The sequence below is a fragment of the Microbulbifer agarilyticus genome (assembly GCF_020171345.1).
Lineage (GTDB): Bacteria > Pseudomonadota > Gammaproteobacteria > Pseudomonadales > Cellvibrionaceae > Microbulbifer > Microbulbifer agarilyticus_D.
Map to the genome: position 1 here is coordinate 150053 of NZ_JAIUZM010000003.1, position 15558 is coordinate 165610.

At 56.3% G+C, this 15558-nt stretch carries 16 protein-coding genes; 8 read left to right on the top strand and 8 right to left on the bottom strand.

All coding sequences use genetic code 11. The features are described 5' to 3' along the window. Positions 1-36: 36 nt before the first annotated feature. The 4 genes from LCM31_RS11045 to LCM31_RS11060 all read left to right on the top strand — a co-directional run bounded on the left by LCM31_RS11045 (position 37) and on the right by LCM31_RS11060 (position 2927). Complete coding sequence (locus LCM31_RS11045) at positions 37-339, top strand: BolA family protein (protein ID WP_224870078.1); 303 nt, start codon at positions 37-39, stop codon at positions 337-339. 413 nt (positions 340-752) lie between these two features. Beyond that, the gene (locus LCM31_RS11050; RefSeq protein WP_224870080.1) at positions 753-1517 is read left to right on the top strand and encodes an OmpW/AlkL family protein; all 765 of its coding nucleotides are present in this window, start codon (positions 753-755) and stop codon (positions 1515-1517) included. Positions 1518-1620: 103 nt separating this feature from the next. Further along, positions 1621-2598 (top strand): DnaJ C-terminal domain-containing protein, encoded by a 978-nt coding sequence (locus LCM31_RS11055; protein WP_224870082.1) that lies wholly within the window; start codon positions 1621-1623, stop codon positions 2596-2598. A gap of 14 nt (positions 2599-2612) precedes the next feature. Continuing rightward, the gene (locus tag LCM31_RS11060; RefSeq protein WP_224870084.1) at positions 2613-2927 is read left to right on the top strand and encodes a chaperone modulator CbpM; all 315 of its coding nucleotides are present in this window, start codon (positions 2613-2615) and stop codon (positions 2925-2927) included. Positions 2928-2948: 21 nt separating this feature from the next. Here LCM31_RS11060 and LCM31_RS11065 read toward each other — a convergent pair whose 3' ends face one another. Next, positions 2949-3935: a calcium/sodium antiporter gene (locus LCM31_RS11065; RefSeq protein WP_224870086.1), complete on the bottom strand. Its 987-nt coding sequence runs from the start codon at positions 3933-3935 to the stop codon at positions 2949-2951. 213 nt (positions 3936-4148) lie between these two features. Here LCM31_RS11065 and LCM31_RS16335 point away from each other — a divergent pair, with 213 nt between their 5' ends. Then, positions 4149-5072, top strand: coding sequence for a tellurite resistance TerB family protein (locus LCM31_RS16335; RefSeq protein ID WP_263601071.1), 924 nt, complete (start codon positions 4149-4151; stop codon positions 5070-5072). A 14-nt stretch (positions 5073-5086) separates the two neighbouring features. Here LCM31_RS16335 and LCM31_RS11075 read toward each other — a convergent pair whose 3' ends face one another. Next, positions 5087-6439, bottom strand: a complete 1353-nt coding sequence (locus LCM31_RS11075) for a serine hydrolase domain-containing protein (RefSeq protein WP_224870088.1) — start codon at positions 6437-6439, stop codon at positions 5087-5089. An 84-nt stretch (positions 6440-6523) separates the two neighbouring features. Further along, positions 6524-8383 (bottom strand): DNA helicase RecQ, encoded by a 1860-nt coding sequence (recQ, locus tag LCM31_RS11080; RefSeq protein ID WP_224870090.1) that lies wholly within the window; start codon positions 8381-8383, stop codon positions 6524-6526. A 162-nt stretch (positions 8384-8545) separates the two neighbouring features. Between recQ and LCM31_RS11085 the strand changes: the two genes are divergently transcribed. Beyond that, the gene (locus tag LCM31_RS11085) at positions 8546-9010 is read left to right on the top strand and encodes a hypothetical protein (protein WP_224870092.1); all 465 of its coding nucleotides are present in this window, start codon (positions 8546-8548) and stop codon (positions 9008-9010) included. Positions 9011-9061: 51 nt separating this feature from the next. Here the strand turns inward: LCM31_RS11085 and LCM31_RS11090 are convergent, their stop codons facing one another. Then, positions 9062-9865 (bottom strand): glutaminyl-peptide cyclotransferase, encoded by an 804-nt coding sequence (locus tag LCM31_RS11090; protein ID WP_224870094.1) that lies wholly within the window; start codon positions 9863-9865, stop codon positions 9062-9064. A gap of 71 nt (positions 9866-9936) precedes the next feature. On the opposite strand from LCM31_RS11090, the gene LCM31_RS11095 reads away from it, so the two are divergent. Next, the gene (locus LCM31_RS11095; RefSeq protein ID WP_224870096.1) at positions 9937-10566 is read left to right on the top strand and encodes a DUF502 domain-containing protein; all 630 of its coding nucleotides are present in this window, start codon (positions 9937-9939) and stop codon (positions 10564-10566) included. On the opposite strand, the gene mnmC is transcribed toward LCM31_RS11095, so the two are convergent. From mnmC to LCM31_RS11115, 4 genes are all read right to left on the bottom strand, one after another. After that, entirely contained in the window at positions 10563-12650 is a 2088-nt protein-coding gene (mnmC, locus tag LCM31_RS11100; RefSeq protein ID WP_224870098.1) for a bifunctional tRNA (5-methylaminomethyl-2-thiouridine)(34)-methyltransferase MnmD/FAD-dependent 5-carboxymethylaminomethyl-2-thiouridine(34) oxidoreductase MnmC, read from the bottom strand. The two genes, LCM31_RS11095 and mnmC, sit on opposite strands and share 4 nt — an antisense overlap. A 51-nt stretch (positions 12651-12701) precedes the next feature. Continuing rightward, positions 12702-13241: a flavodoxin FldB gene (fldB, locus tag LCM31_RS11105; RefSeq protein ID WP_224870100.1), complete on the bottom strand. Its 540-nt coding sequence runs from the start codon at positions 13239-13241 to the stop codon at positions 12702-12704. Positions 13242-13244: 3 nt separating this feature from the next. Next, positions 13245-13709: a tRNA (uridine(34)/cytosine(34)/5-carboxymethylaminomethyluridine(34)-2'-O)-methyltransferase TrmL gene (trmL, locus tag LCM31_RS11110; RefSeq protein ID WP_224870102.1), complete on the bottom strand. Its 465-nt coding sequence runs from the start codon at positions 13707-13709 to the stop codon at positions 13245-13247. Positions 13710-13887: 178 nt separating this feature from the next. Further along, positions 13888-14418 (bottom strand): glycine cleavage system protein R, encoded by a 531-nt coding sequence (locus LCM31_RS11115; protein WP_224870104.1) that lies wholly within the window; start codon positions 14416-14418, stop codon positions 13888-13890. A gap of 206 nt (positions 14419-14624) precedes the next feature. Here LCM31_RS11115 and LCM31_RS11120 point away from each other — a divergent pair, with 206 nt between their 5' ends. Then, on the top strand, positions 14625-15431 hold the full coding sequence (locus tag LCM31_RS11120; protein WP_224870106.1) for a class I SAM-dependent methyltransferase: 807 nt from the start codon (positions 14625-14627) through the stop codon (positions 15429-15431). The last annotated feature ends 127 nt before the right edge of the window (positions 15432-15558 follow it).

Genomic DNA, 15558 nt, shown 5'->3' on the forward strand with positions numbered 1-15558 from the left:
TTTAGGCAATCCCAATTCGTTATCCAAGAGAAGCCAATGTCACTTGCACAACAGATTCAGGAAAAACTGTCATCAGAACTGGCACCCTCGCATATAGAAGTACAGTGCGAGAGCCATATGCATAACGTACCGGAGGGGGCGGAAATGCATTTTCGTGTCGTTCTGGTGAGCAGTGGCTTTGATGGCCTGCGTAAGGTGCAACGTCACCAGAAAGTGTATGGCGTACTTTCCGAAGAAATGGCAGGGCCTATCCATGCGCTCGCCCTGCATTTGTATACGCCAGAAGAGTGGCAAGGGCAGGCCCCGGAGAGTCCGCAATGCCTGGGTGGCAAGGGGTAAGTAGAATTCAGCCAGCTTCCTATCTCGAAAACATTTCTTTACGCTCATCGTTTTTCCAATTTCAGGATACATGTCGCCTGAATAACTGACGGAAAATTTCCTCTTCTCTCAGCGTGCCAGTTGATGCAATCGCTCTTCTGGCACGATCTTCATTTTCACCTCGGTTTTTGGCGCCTTTTTTATCGAAAGTGGCGCGTTTATCACCCTCCATTATCTCCACTCAGGCCATGTCGATTTATGCGCCCGGCGTGCTGTTATTTCTAATTAACGAAGTGAACGACAGAAGCGCGCAAAAGTTCCACAACTGAAGATTTTTTTTGGTTGTTTTTTCTACAGCGGTTCACTTCCGTGTCTAGACTGACAAGTGATTGGGTTAATTGCTGTTTAATTTGCCGAATACGATGGAGTTCTCAATGAAAATGACACGCGTTCTGACACCGCTTGCGATCGCTGTTGCTGCCATGGTTAGTGCCCAGCATGCAGCTGCCGATATGTGGAGTGATGGAGATTTTGTTGTTCGAGTTGGTGCCAGCTGGGTTGATGCCAATGACGACGATAAGCAATTCCGCCTGAGTGAAAGCATTTACGGCGCAAACTTCGATGTTGATTCGGATACCACCTGGAATATTTCCGGTGCGTGGTTACCGGCTGAGCACTGGGGGGTAGAACTGATGTACATCGGATCTACCAACCACGATCTCGACATCAGAGGTATTCGTGACAGAGACGGCTTCATTTATACCGATGAGCGTTTCCGGGTAGGTAGTTTCGATGCGGATTATGCCAACGCGTTTGTGAATTGGTACCCGCTGAGTCGCGATTGCTTGGGTCAGCCGTATATTGGTATTGGTGTGAACTATACCGATTTCAGTGATGAGAATGTGCGCGCTGCACTGCGTGACACCATCAATGATCCACTGCTCGGTTTGGGTATTCGAGATGTCAAATATGGCCTGGGGCATTCCTGGGGTATTGCTGGTCAAGCGGGCGTGGACTTCCGTTTCGGCCGTGACAGTGCCTTCCTGGTGAATGCGGCAGTGCTGTACATCGATGCGGACACTGACCTGACTACCTACTTCACTGAAACGGCACTTCAGGGACAGCCACGCCGAGCGGTGACCTCAAGTGTTGACTACAGTCCATGGATCTTCAATCTGGGTGTTGGCTACTCTTTCTAATTGCCAACCGCAGTTAAAAGATAGCGTTCACGGAAGAACGGAAAAGGCACCTACGGGTGCCTTTTTCTTTGGTAATTTCTAGAGTTAATAGATTGGTCTGTGCATGGAGTACCGCGATTACTACCAGATTCTTGGTGTGGAGCGCACCGCAGCGCAGGATGAAATCAAGCGCGCCTATCGTAAACTGGCGCGCAAGTTTCACCCGGATGTGAGTAAGGAAGACGATGCGGAAGAGCGCTTCAAAGAGGTGAGTGAAGCCTACGAAGTGTTGAAGGATCCTGAGAAGCGCGCGGCTTATGATCAGTTGGGTAAAAGCTGGCATAGCGGTGAGGACTTCCGTCCACCACCGGACTGGGATCAGGGATTTGAGTTTCGTGGGGGGGGCTATACCGATACGGACCCGGAAGCGTTCAGTGATTTCTTTGAGAGTCTATTTGGACGTGGCGGCTTCCAGCATGGGGGCGCGCATCAGGGTGGATTCAGCCAGGGCGGCTTTCATCAGGGTGGGCGGCAGTTTCATGCGCAAGGAGAAAACACGCACGCGAAAATTGCCATCGATGTTGAAGACAGTTATCGCGGAAGCAAACGGCAGATTTCGCTCAAGCATTCAGAACTTGGTCCCGATGGGCGCCCTGAAATCAAGGAGAGAAAGCTCAATATCACGATTCCAAAAGGGGTGACGGAGGGGCAGCAGATCCGCCTCGCTGGCCAGGGTCAGCCGGGAATTGGCGACGGTAAGCCCGGTGACCTCTATCTGGAAATCGTATTCAACTCACACTCCTGCTTCAGTGTTGAAGGAAAAACGGTATATCTCGACCTGCCAGTGGCGCCTTGGGAGGCCGCGCTTGGTGGAAAGGTGCCGGTACAAACCCCGGACGGCACCCTCAATCTGACTTTGCCGGCCAATAGTAAGAATGGCGGAAAATTGCGCTTGAAGGGTAAGGGGTTGCCGGCAAAAGAGCCGGGCGATCTGTATGTGGTTCTGGATGTGGTAACTCCACCGGCAAATACGGATCAAGAGAAGGAGGCGTACCGCAATTTTCAGAACGCCTTTCAGTTTGACCCCAGAAGCGGCATGTAAGGAGAGGCTCGAATATGCAGTCTGATGATCAATGGGTTGGGCAAGTTGAAATTCTCGATGAACAAAGCCGTATGACGCTCCGCGAGCTATGCGCCGCGTGTGGGCTATCCGCGGAGCAGGTGATGAGCCTGGTCGATCAGGGTGTGATTGATGTGGAGACGCGGGGCGGAGGGGTTCAGTTCAGTGGTATCTGCGTACGCCGGGTTCGACGGGTATACCGACTGGAAAGAGACTTGGGGGTGAATCACGCAGGCGCCGCCTTGGCGCTGGAGCTACTGGATGAAATCGAGCAGCTCCGGGCCAGGATTCGGCGGCTCGAGCGCCGCTAACGCTTATTCAGCGTGTCGCGCCTAAGCGACCGCCTTGCTGGTGATTTCATAGGCGAGATAAGAGGTGTAGGCCAAGTAGGCCGCGAGCAGGATGGCGCCTTCCACACGATTGATACGCCCTTGATTCCCGCGAAACCCATAGCCGAATATGAAGAGTGCAATGGTCAGGCCCATTACCATCGGCCAGTCCCGGGTGATGAGCTCGTGCGGGACTTCCGGCATGGGTGCGATGGCGCCCGCGATACCGACCACGGCGAGCAGGTTAAACATATTTGAGCCAACCACATTACCAATGGCGATATCGTGCTGGCCTTTCCTTGCTGCTACCAGGGTGGCTGCCAGTTCAGGTAGCGATGTGCCCAGGGCGACAATCGTGAGGCCGATAATCAGGTCGCTGACGCCGAGTTGCTGGGCAATGGTCACCGCGCCCCACACCAGCATCCGCGAACTCACGATCAGCAATATCAATCCCACCGCAACCCAGAACAGTGCCTTGCCCAGTGGCATATCGTGTTCTTCCAGGTTTTCTTCCATGCCACCTTCAATTTCGTCACCTTTACCTTTGATCGCAGAATAAATGGACCAACCAATTACCCCGAAAAATCCGGCCAATAAAATGAAGGATTCGGTTCGGCTTAGTCCGCCATTCCAGAAAAATGCCGCGGTTAAGCAGGTGATCGCTAAAAGTAGAGGCAGCTCTTTGTGGATGATCTTGCTGTGTACGGTAAGGGGGATAAATAGTGCCGTAGTACCCAGAATCAGACCGGTATTGGCGATGTTGGAACCGTAGGCGTTACCCAGCGCCAGGCCTGGGCTGCCGTCCAACGCGGCCATGGCAGATACCACCATTTCCGGCGCGGAGGTGCCGAACCCGACAATCACCATACCGATCAGTAGCGGCGGCATACCGGCGTGTTTTGCTGTTGCGGCAGCGCCATCAACAAAGCGATCAGCACTCCACATCAGCAGGATAAACCCAGCAACGATGGCGATCAGGGCGAGAATCATAGCGGTCCTTAAACGTTCTGAATGTCCATTCATCACAGCCGTTATGCCGGCCGTGACTCCAGGGGTAAAACTGGTGGCCGATTGTAACCACAAAGACAAGCAGTTCCAGTGCAAAAATCAAGTTGACCCTAATCTGGTGGCTGAATCCGGCGGACTCTACAGTTTGGTCTGATTTTGTTTCGGCAGCCGAGAGTGAATAGGAGGCGTTGGGCGATGAATAAGAAGCTATTGTTGGGTGCCTTGATTGGCGCGGGCATGTCCATGCTGAATAAAAAGATTCGGCAACAATCGGCGCCAGCCCCCGGCACACCGCCTCCAGATTTCTCTAAAGTACCGCCACCGAAACAGCCGGGTGCGACCGACGGTTCTCCTAGCCTGGATGACATTCTCGCCCGCGCCGGGCAGTCGGGTGGGTTAACGCCCGGTAACTCAGGAAGTGCTGCGGCGCCTGGTGGCGATATCTTTGGTGGTGCGATACCGGCCGGTGCTGGTGCCGGTGGTGCCGCAGTACTGATGGAAATGGCCCGGCGAATATTTGCCCAAATGCAGCAGTCTGGTGGTGCCGTCCCGGGAGGGATGCCTGGCGGGGCGCCCGGTGGTGCCGCAGCGGGCGGAGGTATGGGCGGGCTAGGTGAGATACTCGGTCAAATTTTTGGTGGTGCCGGCGGCAAGTTCGGTCAGCAGGGACCTCAGGGGCCGCGAAATAACCCGGGTGGGTGGAACAAGGTGCAACCTCAGGGCAAAGGGGGCTTGTTTGGCTTTGTGAATACCGAGGCCGCCGATGGTACTGCCGGTGGTGAACAGGCCGAGGTGATGCTGAAAGCCATGGTCGCTGCCGCACAGGCCGACGGTCGCATTGATGAAGCGGAGCAGAGAAATGTTATACAGGCCCTGGAGGGCCAACTCGACAGTAGCGAGATGGAAGGCCTGCGCAAGTTCCTAACCACACCGATCAGCATGGATGAAGTGGTTGAGGCGGTGGACGACCCCGCCACCGCATTTAATCTCTACCTGGTTTCTGCCATGACGATCAACCCAGACAATCCGCAGGAAAAAGCCTATATGGCAGCGCTGGCGGACAAGTTGGGTATCTCAGAGCAAGCGGCACAAGTGGTTGAAGCACAACTGCCGCGTTAGGCGCTAACTGTTCTTTACTGCAGTAGCTGGGCAAAATTTTCACCGGTGGGGTAGGTCTTTTTGGACCACCCCAGTCGCACCATAACCGTATTGGTGGATGGTGAGATCATTACAATTTGCTCGCGATTACCCAGCATAAAGTAACTGTCGCCCGGCAACTCCGGGTAGCGCAACTCATCGCCGCCGCTGTTGAGCCAGAACTGATAGCCGTAGCGGGGCTCGTTCTCACTCTGGTTGGGTTTCTGGGCGTCAGTCACCCAGTCGGGGTTCAGTAACTGCTCGCCATTCCACTCACCATTTTGCAGCATGAGCAGCCCAAGGCGCGCCCAATCCCGGGCAGAAGCGTAGATATAGGAGCTGCCCACAAAAACGCCGCTGCCGTCTACTTCAAACGTGGTATGACGCATACCGAGCGGGGAGAGAATCTGCTGGTAGAAAAAGTCCACGTTAGTTTGTGGTGTTGCACCTACCCGGTCGTAGATCCAGCGTGACAGCAGATTGGTAGTGCCCGAGGAGTAGGAGAAGTACTCACCGGGGACTTTGGTGAGCGGGCTTTGCAGAGCGATATCCGAGGCACTGTGGGCACGGAACAACATCCGCGTAGCGTCGCTGCCGGGCGCGTAAGTTTCGTCGAATTCCAACCCGGACGACATCTGCAGCAGATTTCCCAAGCTGATGTCACGGCGGTCATCACTCCACTGGGGAAACAGCGGTTGCGACATATTGACCTGCGGGTTAACGGCTTGCAGGCGACCCACCATCATGGCCGTAAGACTCTTGCCCATCGACCAGCCAAGCAGCGGTGTTTCCGGGGAAATACCCTCACCGTAGGCTTCCGCCACAAGTTTCCCATCCTGAACCACTAACAGGGCGCGCGTATTAAGCCCCGCGCGGTTATCTTTTTGCAGGATCTCTTCCAAACGTTGCTGTTGAATTGGCACGATGCTGGTGACGGTATTCCCCAGAGGCCAGGCCGCAGAAGAATCGGCGATGGGGGTGGTGGTTACTGCGTTCAGTGCGCTGGTATCACCAATATCCAGTGTGCAACCCAAGCCGGGTCGATAGGTAGCGCTGGTTTCACCCATGCCCATAAGAGTGGCAGTTACGCGCTTAACTTCGTCGTCGTACGCGAGGTCCAGCAGCCGGTTGGCTGGTGAGTAGGAGGCGAGATCGTCGAGGTTGCGGGTGTGGTTAAAACCGGAAAGGTAGCGCCCGGAGCAGGCGAGTTTGGCCCCCATGCCGGTGGAAACGCGTACCGCGTTGCCCAGCTGGGTAACCGAGAAACCGAGCAGAGAGGGGGCTAACAGGGACAGTAGGATGAGCAGCCCCACAATGATTGCGAGCAGGGTCAGGATAAATTTCTTCATAGATTATTGTTTTCCAAGAACGGTATGCCGGGGTAACCCCAATGCGCTCCATCATTCCCTATGGCGAGTTTCGATTCTAGGTTATTAAGAGTCGGTATTGGTGACCGTTCCGAATTCCGCCAGTAGTGCCAGAAAGGGTTCACCAAAGCGTGCCAGCTTGCTGTCGCCAATTCCCGAGATAGCCAGCATCTCGTCCTCGTTGCGTGGCCTCGCGCTCAGCATCTCCCGCAACGTAGCATCGTGAAATACCACATAGGGCGGCACGCCCAGGTCTTCCGCCAGTGATTTGCGCAAGGCGCGTAGCGCATCCCAGAGCGGCTGATCCTCTGCTGCCACCTCTACAGTGGCGCGGGTTTGTCCGCCGCCCTTGCCAGAGCGCGCTCCCGCTTTCGGCGCCTTGGGCAGGGTGCGGAGGTGCAATGATTCCTCGCCGCGCAAGACAGGCCGGCACAATTCGGTCAGTTGCAGGGCGTTGAAGGCCTCAGCATTGACTCGCAAGTATCCTCTGACCACCAGCTGACGCGCGACCGCACGCCACTCGTTGGCACTCAGGTCTGTGCCGATACCGTAAGTGGATATCTGGTTGTGGTTAAACTGGCGAATTTTCTCCGTGTCTGCGCCGCGCAGTACGTCGATCACATGCGCGGCACCAAAGCGCTGGCCGGTGCGGTAAATACAGGACAAGAGCTTGCGTGTGGCCTCACTGGCATCCCAGGTGATGGGCGGGCTCAGGCAGGTATCGCAATTGCCACAGTCCTGCTCAAGCTCCTCGCCAAAGTAGCGCAGTAGCGCACGTCGGCGGCAGCTGGTGATTTCACATAAGCCCAGCATCGCATCCAGGCGCTGGCGTTCCTGGCGTTTGTGCTCCTCACTGCCTTCTGAGCTGGCATTCATCTGGTTAAGTTTTACGACGTCTTCCAGCCCATACAGCAGTAGCGTTGAGGCCGCCTCGCCATCGCGGCCGGCACGGCCGGTCTCCTGATAATAGGCTTCAATACTCTTCGGCAAATCCAAATGCGCCACAAAACGTACATCAGGTTTGTCGATTCCCATGCCGAATGCGATGGTGGCCACCACGATAACGCCCTCCTCACGCAGGAAGCGGCGCTGGTGTTCCGCGCGCATTTCACTGGAGAGTCCGGCGTGATAGGGCAGCGCGGTGAAGCCCTGCTGCTGCAGCCAGCTGGCGGTAGTCTCTACCTTGTTGCGGGACAGGCAGTACACCACGCCGGCATCGCCTTCGTGCTCCTGCTTCAAAAACTGCAGCAGCTGCCGTTTGGGGTTGTCCTTGGCGGCAATCCGATACTGGATGTTGGGGCGGTCAAAGCTGCTGACAAAATGCTGCGCGCTCTCCAGATCCAGGCGCTTGGCGATCTCCTGCTGGGTGCGCTCATCCGCGGTGGCGGTGAGTGCCACCCGCGGCACGTTGGGGAAGCGCTCATGTAGACAGGAAAGGTGCAGGTAGTCGGCGCGAAAGTCGTGGCCCCACTGGCTAACACAGTGGGCTTCGTCGATCGCGAACAGGGAAATGTTCGCCTGGCTCAATAGATCCAAAGTACGGGGCTGCAGCAGGCGTTCCGGTGCAAGGTACAGGAGGTCAAGGTTGCCTTGCAGCAACTGTGCTTCCAGCGCCTGTGCTTCTTGGTAGTCGAGGGAAGAATTGAGAAAACCTGCGGCAACACCCACCGCACGCAGGGCTTCCACCTGATCTTGCATTAGGGCAATCAGTGGAGATACGACCACGCCGCACCCCGGGCGCGCCAGAGCGGGAATCTGATAGCACAGGGACTTGCCACCACCAGTGGGCATGAGCACCAGAGCATCTTTTCCGCTCACCAGTGTATCAATGATGGCTTGCTGGTCACCGCGAAACTCGGTGTAACCAAAGGTGTGCTCGAGAATATAGTGGGGTGATGTCTGGGGCGGGGGTAGGGCGTCATTCATGGCGTGAGTATACCGCCTGGCTTTAGCCGAATGCGAACGGGTACAGCGGTTTTAATTGATAAAAATTGGCGTTATTTGCCTCGCGATTGGCGCCTAATTTGTCCAAAAAATGTGAACCTTAGCTATAATCCGGGCAAGGCCGACATAGACAAGGATAATGCTATGCGCGCAATGACAATGAAGTCTACGCCTACTTTTCACACACTGGCTGTCTTAATTTTGCTCAGCATGACCGGCTGTGTTTCCAATGCGCCAGAGCCTATGAATCCCCGTAGCCTTGCGCAGTCTGCAGTGGCAGATACCCATTTGGGGTGGAAGCCTGCCCCCGCCCACCAGTTGAACTACTCCCTGGCGACGTCATCCGGTATTGCGCGCATGGAAATGCGTGAGCTGCCTGTGGACCTGCAGGCCCTGACAATTGAATTGCCGGGAATGCGTAACGTAGAAGGTGTGCAGTGGCGTGCGGTGAATGGACAGCAGGCGATGCTGTTTGATGGTGACCAGGGAATGGATGGAGTCACGCTAGAGCGCCAGCGGCGCGGCTATCGTTTGCAGATGCGCGGCCCCGCGCTTGAATCCATCCGGAATGGTGGCTTCCTGACGGTGATTGACTATTACCGCAATTGAGACCGCAATTGACGATAGCAACGAATTCCCGCGCCGAGTGCTCTTCAGGCGTTACTCCTCCCCGTTAGCGTCATCTGGAGAGGCAAAGCCGAGCCCCTGCGGGCGCAGCAGATAAAGGTCTGGCCAGTACTTCCCGGTTACCCAGAGCCCGTTGCGGCTCTCGTCCCAGGCGATGCCGTTGGCAACAGCGTCCACATGCCGGCGGCCTCGCAGGCTCTGCTTCGTGAGTTCTGCGAGATCGAGCCAGCCTTGCACTTTACCCGTCTCAGGATCGATCGCGATCACCCGTGAATCCTGCCAGATATTGGCCCAGATCAGGCCGTTTACATACTCCAGCTCATTTAACATGGACCACTTCTGCTCACCCCCGGTGACCTTGAGGCGGCGTGTGACCTTGAAGCCGTCCGGTGTGCGGAAGGTGAGGGTATCGCTGCCGTTACTCATGATCAGCGATTCCCCATCGCTGGTGAGCCCCCAGCCTTCGCCCTCGTAGTGGAGCAGGTGCACCAGATTGAAGTTGCGGCGGTCGTAGATTTGCAGTTCGCCGGCACGATAGGTCAGCAGGTAGAGATAATCGTTAAACACGGCGAGACCCTCGGCAAAGCGGTTGCCCGCGAGCCACTTGCGTCTTACCGGGTTTGCACTGGGGTCGGTATACTCCGCCAGCCAGGAACGGCCATATAGTCCGCTGCTTTCCAGCCAGCGCTCACCGTCAAAGTAGAGGCCCTGGGTAAACCGGTCGGCGGGGCGGGATTTGCGCTCCAGTACCTGGAAATCCACCGGGCCGGGGTCAGCAGCGGCGCGTGCCGGAGTAAACAATGTGAGCCAGAGCAGCGCCGCGAGAGTCGTTTTCATGGTTTGATACGGGTACTCCAGTGTTCTCTGGTTGTGTCGGGTTTGTGTCAGTTTTCGATCAATACAGTTTTATGACCAAAATAAAAGCTTTCATCACATTGACCCTGCTGGGTGGGTTGGCCGTCGTATTACCGATCGCCATTTTTGTTTTGTTGTTCCAGTGGCTGTTTGGCCAGATCAGCGAGTTGGTGGCGCCGGCCACCCAATGGATGCAAGCGCATACAGAGTTTAAGGATAACTTTGCCCGCCTGATCGTCATAGCCCTGATACTGGGGATCTGTTTTATCATCGGCCTGCTGGTCAAGACCAGCGTAGGGCGTTGGGTACACAAGCATCTGGATTTCTGGCTGGGTAAGTTGGCACCGGGTTACAACACCATCAAGGATCTGGTTTTGCAGTTTATTGGTGGTGGTGGCACCGAGGGCGTGTTGTCCGGGCCAGTGGCACGGGCGCGGATTCACGGGGCGAACAACCCGTTGTCGGTAACCGCGATCGTCACCTCTACCCATGCTAATGGCGATTACACCGTGTATGTACCCACGGCTCCCGTACCCACTTCGGGGTTTGTGTATCACCTGCCACCCGACTGCGTGGAAATTTTGCCGCACGTATCCGTTGAGGCCGCGATGAAATCGATTGTTGCCTGTGGTTCTGGTAGCGGCACTTTGCTGCAGGTACCCGCACTTGCAGAAGGCAGTTAAATTTCCCGATTTTTTCCCAGTGCGCGAATCGCGAAGCGCATTGGGTGCAATGCCTTCACTAGGTCTTCCGATACCGGCATGGCCTCGCGATTTATCCAGGCCGCGAGCACTTCCGCGGCCAGCGGTGCATAGGTGAATCCTCTCGACCCCAATCCAGCCAGAACATACAGGTTTGCTTGGTAGGGCGTACGCTTTCCAATCAACTGCTTGCGATTTTTGCGCAGGGCACCATAAGTATTTTCCAGCTCTTCCCATTGTGCCACTGGCCCGGCCATGGGCAAATAGTCCGGTGTGGCAGCGCGCAGGGCGGCGCGCCCCCGCAACGTTTGGCTGGAAAACTCCTGTGCGAACTCCGGCAGCAGTGAGGCGAGAGTTGCGAGGTTTTCCTGATGCTCTTCCTGGCGAATTTCTGTCGCCGACTGCTTGAGTTTGAAGGTGGCACCGAAGCTGTGTTGTGCAGTGGCTTCCCTCTCAAACCGGATTCCCGATGGGGCAATGTAGCCCTCCCCACACAATGCGATCTTCAGTTTCTCTGATGTGGTGGTTGCCTCGGCGAAGGTGACCTGCCCGCGGATGGGCTGCAGGGGCAGGGGCGCTGTCTGGGAAAACTGGCGGTTGAAGTTGGCGGTACACAGGATCAAAGCATCAAACGATTGCGCTTGCTCGACGCCATCAATGTGCAGCGTCCAATAGGCTTTACCATCAGAGCTCTCTTCGTACACAGCATCACTGATACGCGTGTGGAAGTGCGTCTGGATATTTGGGTGCTGCAACAGCGCTTCGCAGACTTGGCGTGGCCGCAGCCAGCCGGCGTGGGGGAAATACAGTCCCGGGAATTGCAGGGGGACGCCCGCATGTTCAGATGCCTGTTCTGCGCTGACCGGTCGCGCCAACAGGCTCTCGGGCTCGAGCTGGAGTTGCTGGCAAATTTGCTGCTGCAATTGCTGTTCTTTTTCTGTCTGCGCCAGCTGCAACAAACCGTCGAAATGTGCCGCTTGCGGGCACTGGCTCGGATAGTAGCGCTGTGCAAACTGCAGTGCCTGAAGATTGAAGTCGCCATTTGGGCCCGGTTTGGGCGAAAGCTTCGCGTACAGGATTCCCTGATCATTGCCCGAGGCGCCGCTGCCGGGATGCTCTCCCTGCTCGAAGACCGTAACCTGATAATTGCGCGCAGCCAGTGCGCATGCAGCAGAGGCGCCGGCGATGCCTGCACCGATAATGGCCACGGTTTTGGGCTTTCGAGCTGTCCCCAAGTCTGGTGGCAGGTGCCAGGGGGTGCTCAGGTACGTGGGGGGCGTGCTTGTTGTGGAATCGCTGGTGGTTTTGTCAGCGTCTGCAAAGCTGCCGCGCAGCATTTCCCGCTTGCGCCCAAAGCCAGGCACCTTTTCCAGTGCAAACCCAGTGGACTTCAGTCCGCGCTTTACGATCCCGGCGCAGGTAAACGTGGCAAACGTGGAGTCCGGAGCACTCAGCGCAGCGATCGACTGAAACAGAGCCTCGCTCCACATCTCCGGATTTTTCGATGGGGCAAAGCCATCCAGAAACCACGCGTCGACCCAACGATCGCGGACGGCATCATCCAGGGAAAGGGAGCGGAAAGCATCACTGGCCTCACCAACGACCAGAGTCAAATGGACATTGGGTGAGAGGTTGATTCTGTGCACCCCGGGGGCAAGGTAGGGTGGATATTGCGCGATTAGCTGGCGGCTCAACGATTCGAGTTCTGGCCACATCGACAGCGCCCGAGCCAGATCTTTTGGATGGAGGGGAAATTTCTCTACGCTGACGAAATGCAGGTGTGCCGATGCTGGTGCTATGTCACTCCAAAGTTGCCAGGCAGCGAGAAAATTCAAGCCGGTGCCAAAACCGGTTTCTCCAATCGTGAATACTGCGTTTTCTTTTAAAGCCGCCCAGCGTCCCGGCAAATGATTCTGCGCAAGAAAAACGTGGCGCGTTTCTTCCAGGCCCGAGGCCGTAGAAAAATAGATATCGTCAAATGCGCTGGACACCGGTTGGCCATTGTCGCGCCATTCCAGTTGTGCGTGGCTTACCAGTTTATTGTCTGGTTGAGATTTATCGCCCATGTGGCTGCAAATTACTGTAGCGAACTATTTAATAAGGGATTTTGAAAAGCGTTACTGCAGGCCGAATTCACGCATGATCTGTGCGCACCACTGGTCCAGACGCTCGTCGGTGCGATCAAATTCGTTCTCTTCGTCCAGTGCTAAGCCTACAAAATGGCTGCCATCTGGGGTCAGTCCCTTGGACTCTTCGAATTCGTATCCGTCGGCAGGCCAGTAGCCCACGGCTTTTGCGCCCACAGCGACCATCTGTGCATGCAGGTAGCCAAGTGCGTCCTGATACCACTGTGGGTAGCCTTCCTGGTCACCCAGCCCGTAGCAGGCCACCTTTTTTTCGCTCAGGTCTAGCGCAGCCAGCTGATCCCAGCAGTTTTCCCAATCTTCCTGGAGCTCTCCATAGTCCCAGGTCGGAATGCCGAGAATCAGGAAGTCGTAGTTCTGCATCTCTGCGACATCATCGCTGGCCACATTGTGCAGGTCGATCCACTCGTCGCCGATACGCTCGCGAATTTTTTCCGCGGCCATTTCGGTGTAGCAAGTACTGGATCCGTAAAACAGCCCGATCGGGGCGCGTGAGGTGTCTGTTGGTTGCATGATTTACTGAGCGTTCACATAGCCAAGCTGTCGCCAGGCCTCATAAATAACAATCGCCGCGGCGTTGGACAGGTTGATGCTGCGGCTGTTGGCACACATGGGGATTCGCAGGGTGTGCTCCTGCCCTGTTATGGCGAGAAACTCGGCGGGCAGGCCGCGTGTTTCCGGGCCAAAAACAATCGCATCATCCGCGCGGAATTCGATTTCAGAATGGGGTTTACTGCCCTTGGTGGAGAGCGCCAGCACACGCTTGGGCTGCTCTGCGGTCACGAACGCTTCCCAATCCCGATGGCGCACCACACGGCTGTACTCGGCGTAGTCGAGTCCGGCGCGGCGCAGGCGCTTGTCGTCCATGGCGAATCCCAGCGGTTCAATCAGGTGCAGCTCGGCACCGGTATTGGCGCATAGGCGGATAATATTGCCGGTGTTTGGGGCAATCTCTGGTTGGTAGAGAACGATTTTGAACATAGCTAATGGGTAGTTAAGGGCACTGCTTTCCGAATGCATCAGTGTCGGCGGTGTCGACACTGGTATTGTCAGAAGTTGACGTTATAGCCAGACGCTGACGTTATAGAAAGTATCGAGTGCCCAAAACCAAGACAAGATCAGCCGGGCCCGCAACCGCGTGGGTGATGACGGGCGCGGATTATAACGCGGAGGAGGTTTCTTCGCAGTCTATCTCGACCCCAAGCTCATCGGCGATTTCGTCGAGCTCGTCGTACAGGCCGTCAATACTGACATCTTCGCTGACGCTGATGGTGCATTCGGCGGAAAACAGCGGCTCGCCGCTCCACGGGGTGCTGCCGTAGCGCGTATCCAGGGTTTCCACATTGATTTTGCGGGCAGCCAGCGCACGGGAGATCTCCTTTACGATGCCCGGGCGGTCATTGCCCACCAGCTTCAGCTGCAAGGTCTGGCGGCTATCCGCTGCCACGGCCAGGGCGTCTTCGATTTGCAGTTTGAAGTCGGTGCCGGCCAGATTTTGCAGTGCCGCTTTCAGGCGTGGGCTGTCCTGCGCGGTGGCGCTCAGGCGGACAATGCCGGCGAATTTCCCAGCAAAATGGGCCATGCGGCTGTCTTCCCAGTTGCCGCCGTTTTCTGCGACGACGGCGGAGAGCATCTCCACCACGCCGGGCTTGTCGTCGCTGATAATCGAAATGACGAAGTGCTGTTGCATGAGGGCTTCCTTACTGGCGCTTTTAACACTGTGCAGTGATTCGTGTGATGAATTGTAGCCAGTGTGACCCCCGGGGGGCAAAAAACGTGAATAGCGCTCATTTAGTCGATAATCGCGCCGAAGCGACTTTACATGGGGGTGTGCAGGGTGTTGAATCGGGCGGTGAAGAAAATAATTCTAACCAGGCCCAATCGAGGAGACCCCTGATGAAATTGACTCACTGGCTTGCCGGCATCGCATTTGCGGCGACCACCGCTGGCGCTGTACAGGCCGACGCGATCAAGGATGCGGTGGCGAGCGATAAGCGCACCGCGGAATATGCCGCGCGCGACGGATTCCGTCACCCGGCAGAAACCCTCGAATTCTTTCAGGTGAAGCCAACGATGACCGTGGTGGAAATTTGGCCTGGCGGCGGTTGGTATACCGAGATTCTCTCCCCTCTGCTGCAGGCTGAAGGCAAGCTCTACGCGGCCCACTTCCCGAAAGAGACCGAGGTTGGCTACTTCAAACGTTCTCGCGAAAACTTTGAAAAGAAACTGGCCGATAACAAAGATGCTTACGGCAAGGTCGTAATGACCGAGTTCGCACCGGGTCAGGACCTGGAAATCGCTCCGGCGGGCACCGCGGATGCTGTGTTGACCTTCCGCAACGTGCACAATTGGATGCGTGGTGACAATGAAGCGGCGGCCTTCAAGACCTTCCACAAGGCGCTGAAGCCAGGTGGCGTACTGGGTGTGGTTGAGCACCGGGCCAAACCGGATACTTCCCGTGAGGACATGATGTCCAGTGGCTACATGACTCAGGACTACGTAGTAGATCTGGCGACCAAAGCCGGTTTTGTTCTGGAAGAAGCCAGCGAAGTGAATGCCAACCCGAAAGACACCGCGGTGCACCCGAAGGGTGTCTGGACGCTGCCGCCACGTCTGGCACTGGGTGACGAAGACAAAGAGAAGTACCAGGCCATCGGCGAGAGCGACCGTATGACCCTGCGCTTCCGCAAGCCCAAGTCCTGATTCTTTAATGATTCAATGATGAAAATGCCCCGAAACCTTCGGGGCATTTTTCGTTCTGGGCTTTGCCGAAGTTTGGTGGTGGGTGGCCACCGCCTTTCGATTCGAGACGCATGACGGCCTAATCTGA

Coding starts and splice junctions, on each gene's coding strand:
- LCM31_RS11045 (WP_224870078.1), top strand. CDS start 37: ATGTCACTTGCACAACAGATTCAGGAAAAACTGTCATCAGAACTGGCA.
- LCM31_RS11050 (WP_224870080.1), top strand. CDS start 753: ATGAAAATGACACGCGTTCTGACACCGCTTGCGATCGCTGTTGCTGCC.
- LCM31_RS11055 (WP_224870082.1), top strand. CDS start 1,621: ATGGAGTACCGCGATTACTACCAGATTCTTGGTGTGGAGCGCACCGCA.
- LCM31_RS11060 (WP_224870084.1), top strand. CDS start 2,613: ATGCAGTCTGATGATCAATGGGTTGGGCAAGTTGAAATTCTCGATGAA.
- LCM31_RS11065 (WP_224870086.1), bottom strand. CDS start 3,935: ATGATTCTCGCCCTGATCGCCATCGTTGCTGGGTTTATCCTGCTGATG.
- LCM31_RS16335 (WP_263601071.1), top strand. CDS start 4,149: ATGAATAAGAAGCTATTGTTGGGTGCCTTGATTGGCGCGGGCATGTCC.
- LCM31_RS11075 (WP_224870088.1), bottom strand. CDS start 6,439: ATGAAGAAATTTATCCTGACCCTGCTCGCAATCATTGTGGGGCTGCTC.
- recQ (WP_224870090.1), bottom strand. CDS start 8,383: ATGAATGACGCCCTACCCCCGCCCCAGACATCACCCCACTATATTCTC.
- LCM31_RS11085 (WP_224870092.1), top strand. CDS start 8,546: ATGCGCGCAATGACAATGAAGTCTACGCCTACTTTTCACACACTGGCT.
- LCM31_RS11090 (WP_224870094.1), bottom strand. CDS start 9,865: ATGAAAACGACTCTCGCGGCGCTGCTCTGGCTCACATTGTTTACTCCG.
- LCM31_RS11095 (WP_224870096.1), top strand. CDS start 9,937: ATGACCAAAATAAAAGCTTTCATCACATTGACCCTGCTGGGTGGGTTG.
- mnmC (WP_224870098.1), bottom strand. CDS start 12,650: ATGGGCGATAAATCTCAACCAGACAATAAACTGGTAAGCCACGCACAA.
- fldB (WP_224870100.1), bottom strand. CDS start 13,241: ATGCAACCAACAGACACCTCACGCGCCCCGATCGGGCTGTTTTACGGA.
- trmL (WP_224870102.1), bottom strand. CDS start 13,709: ATGTTCAAAATCGTTCTCTACCAACCAGAGATTGCCCCAAACACCGGC.
- LCM31_RS11115 (WP_224870104.1), bottom strand. CDS start 14,418: ATGCAACAGCACTTCGTCATTTCGATTATCAGCGACGACAAGCCCGGC.
- LCM31_RS11120 (WP_224870106.1), top strand. CDS start 14,625: ATGAAATTGACTCACTGGCTTGCCGGCATCGCATTTGCGGCGACCACC.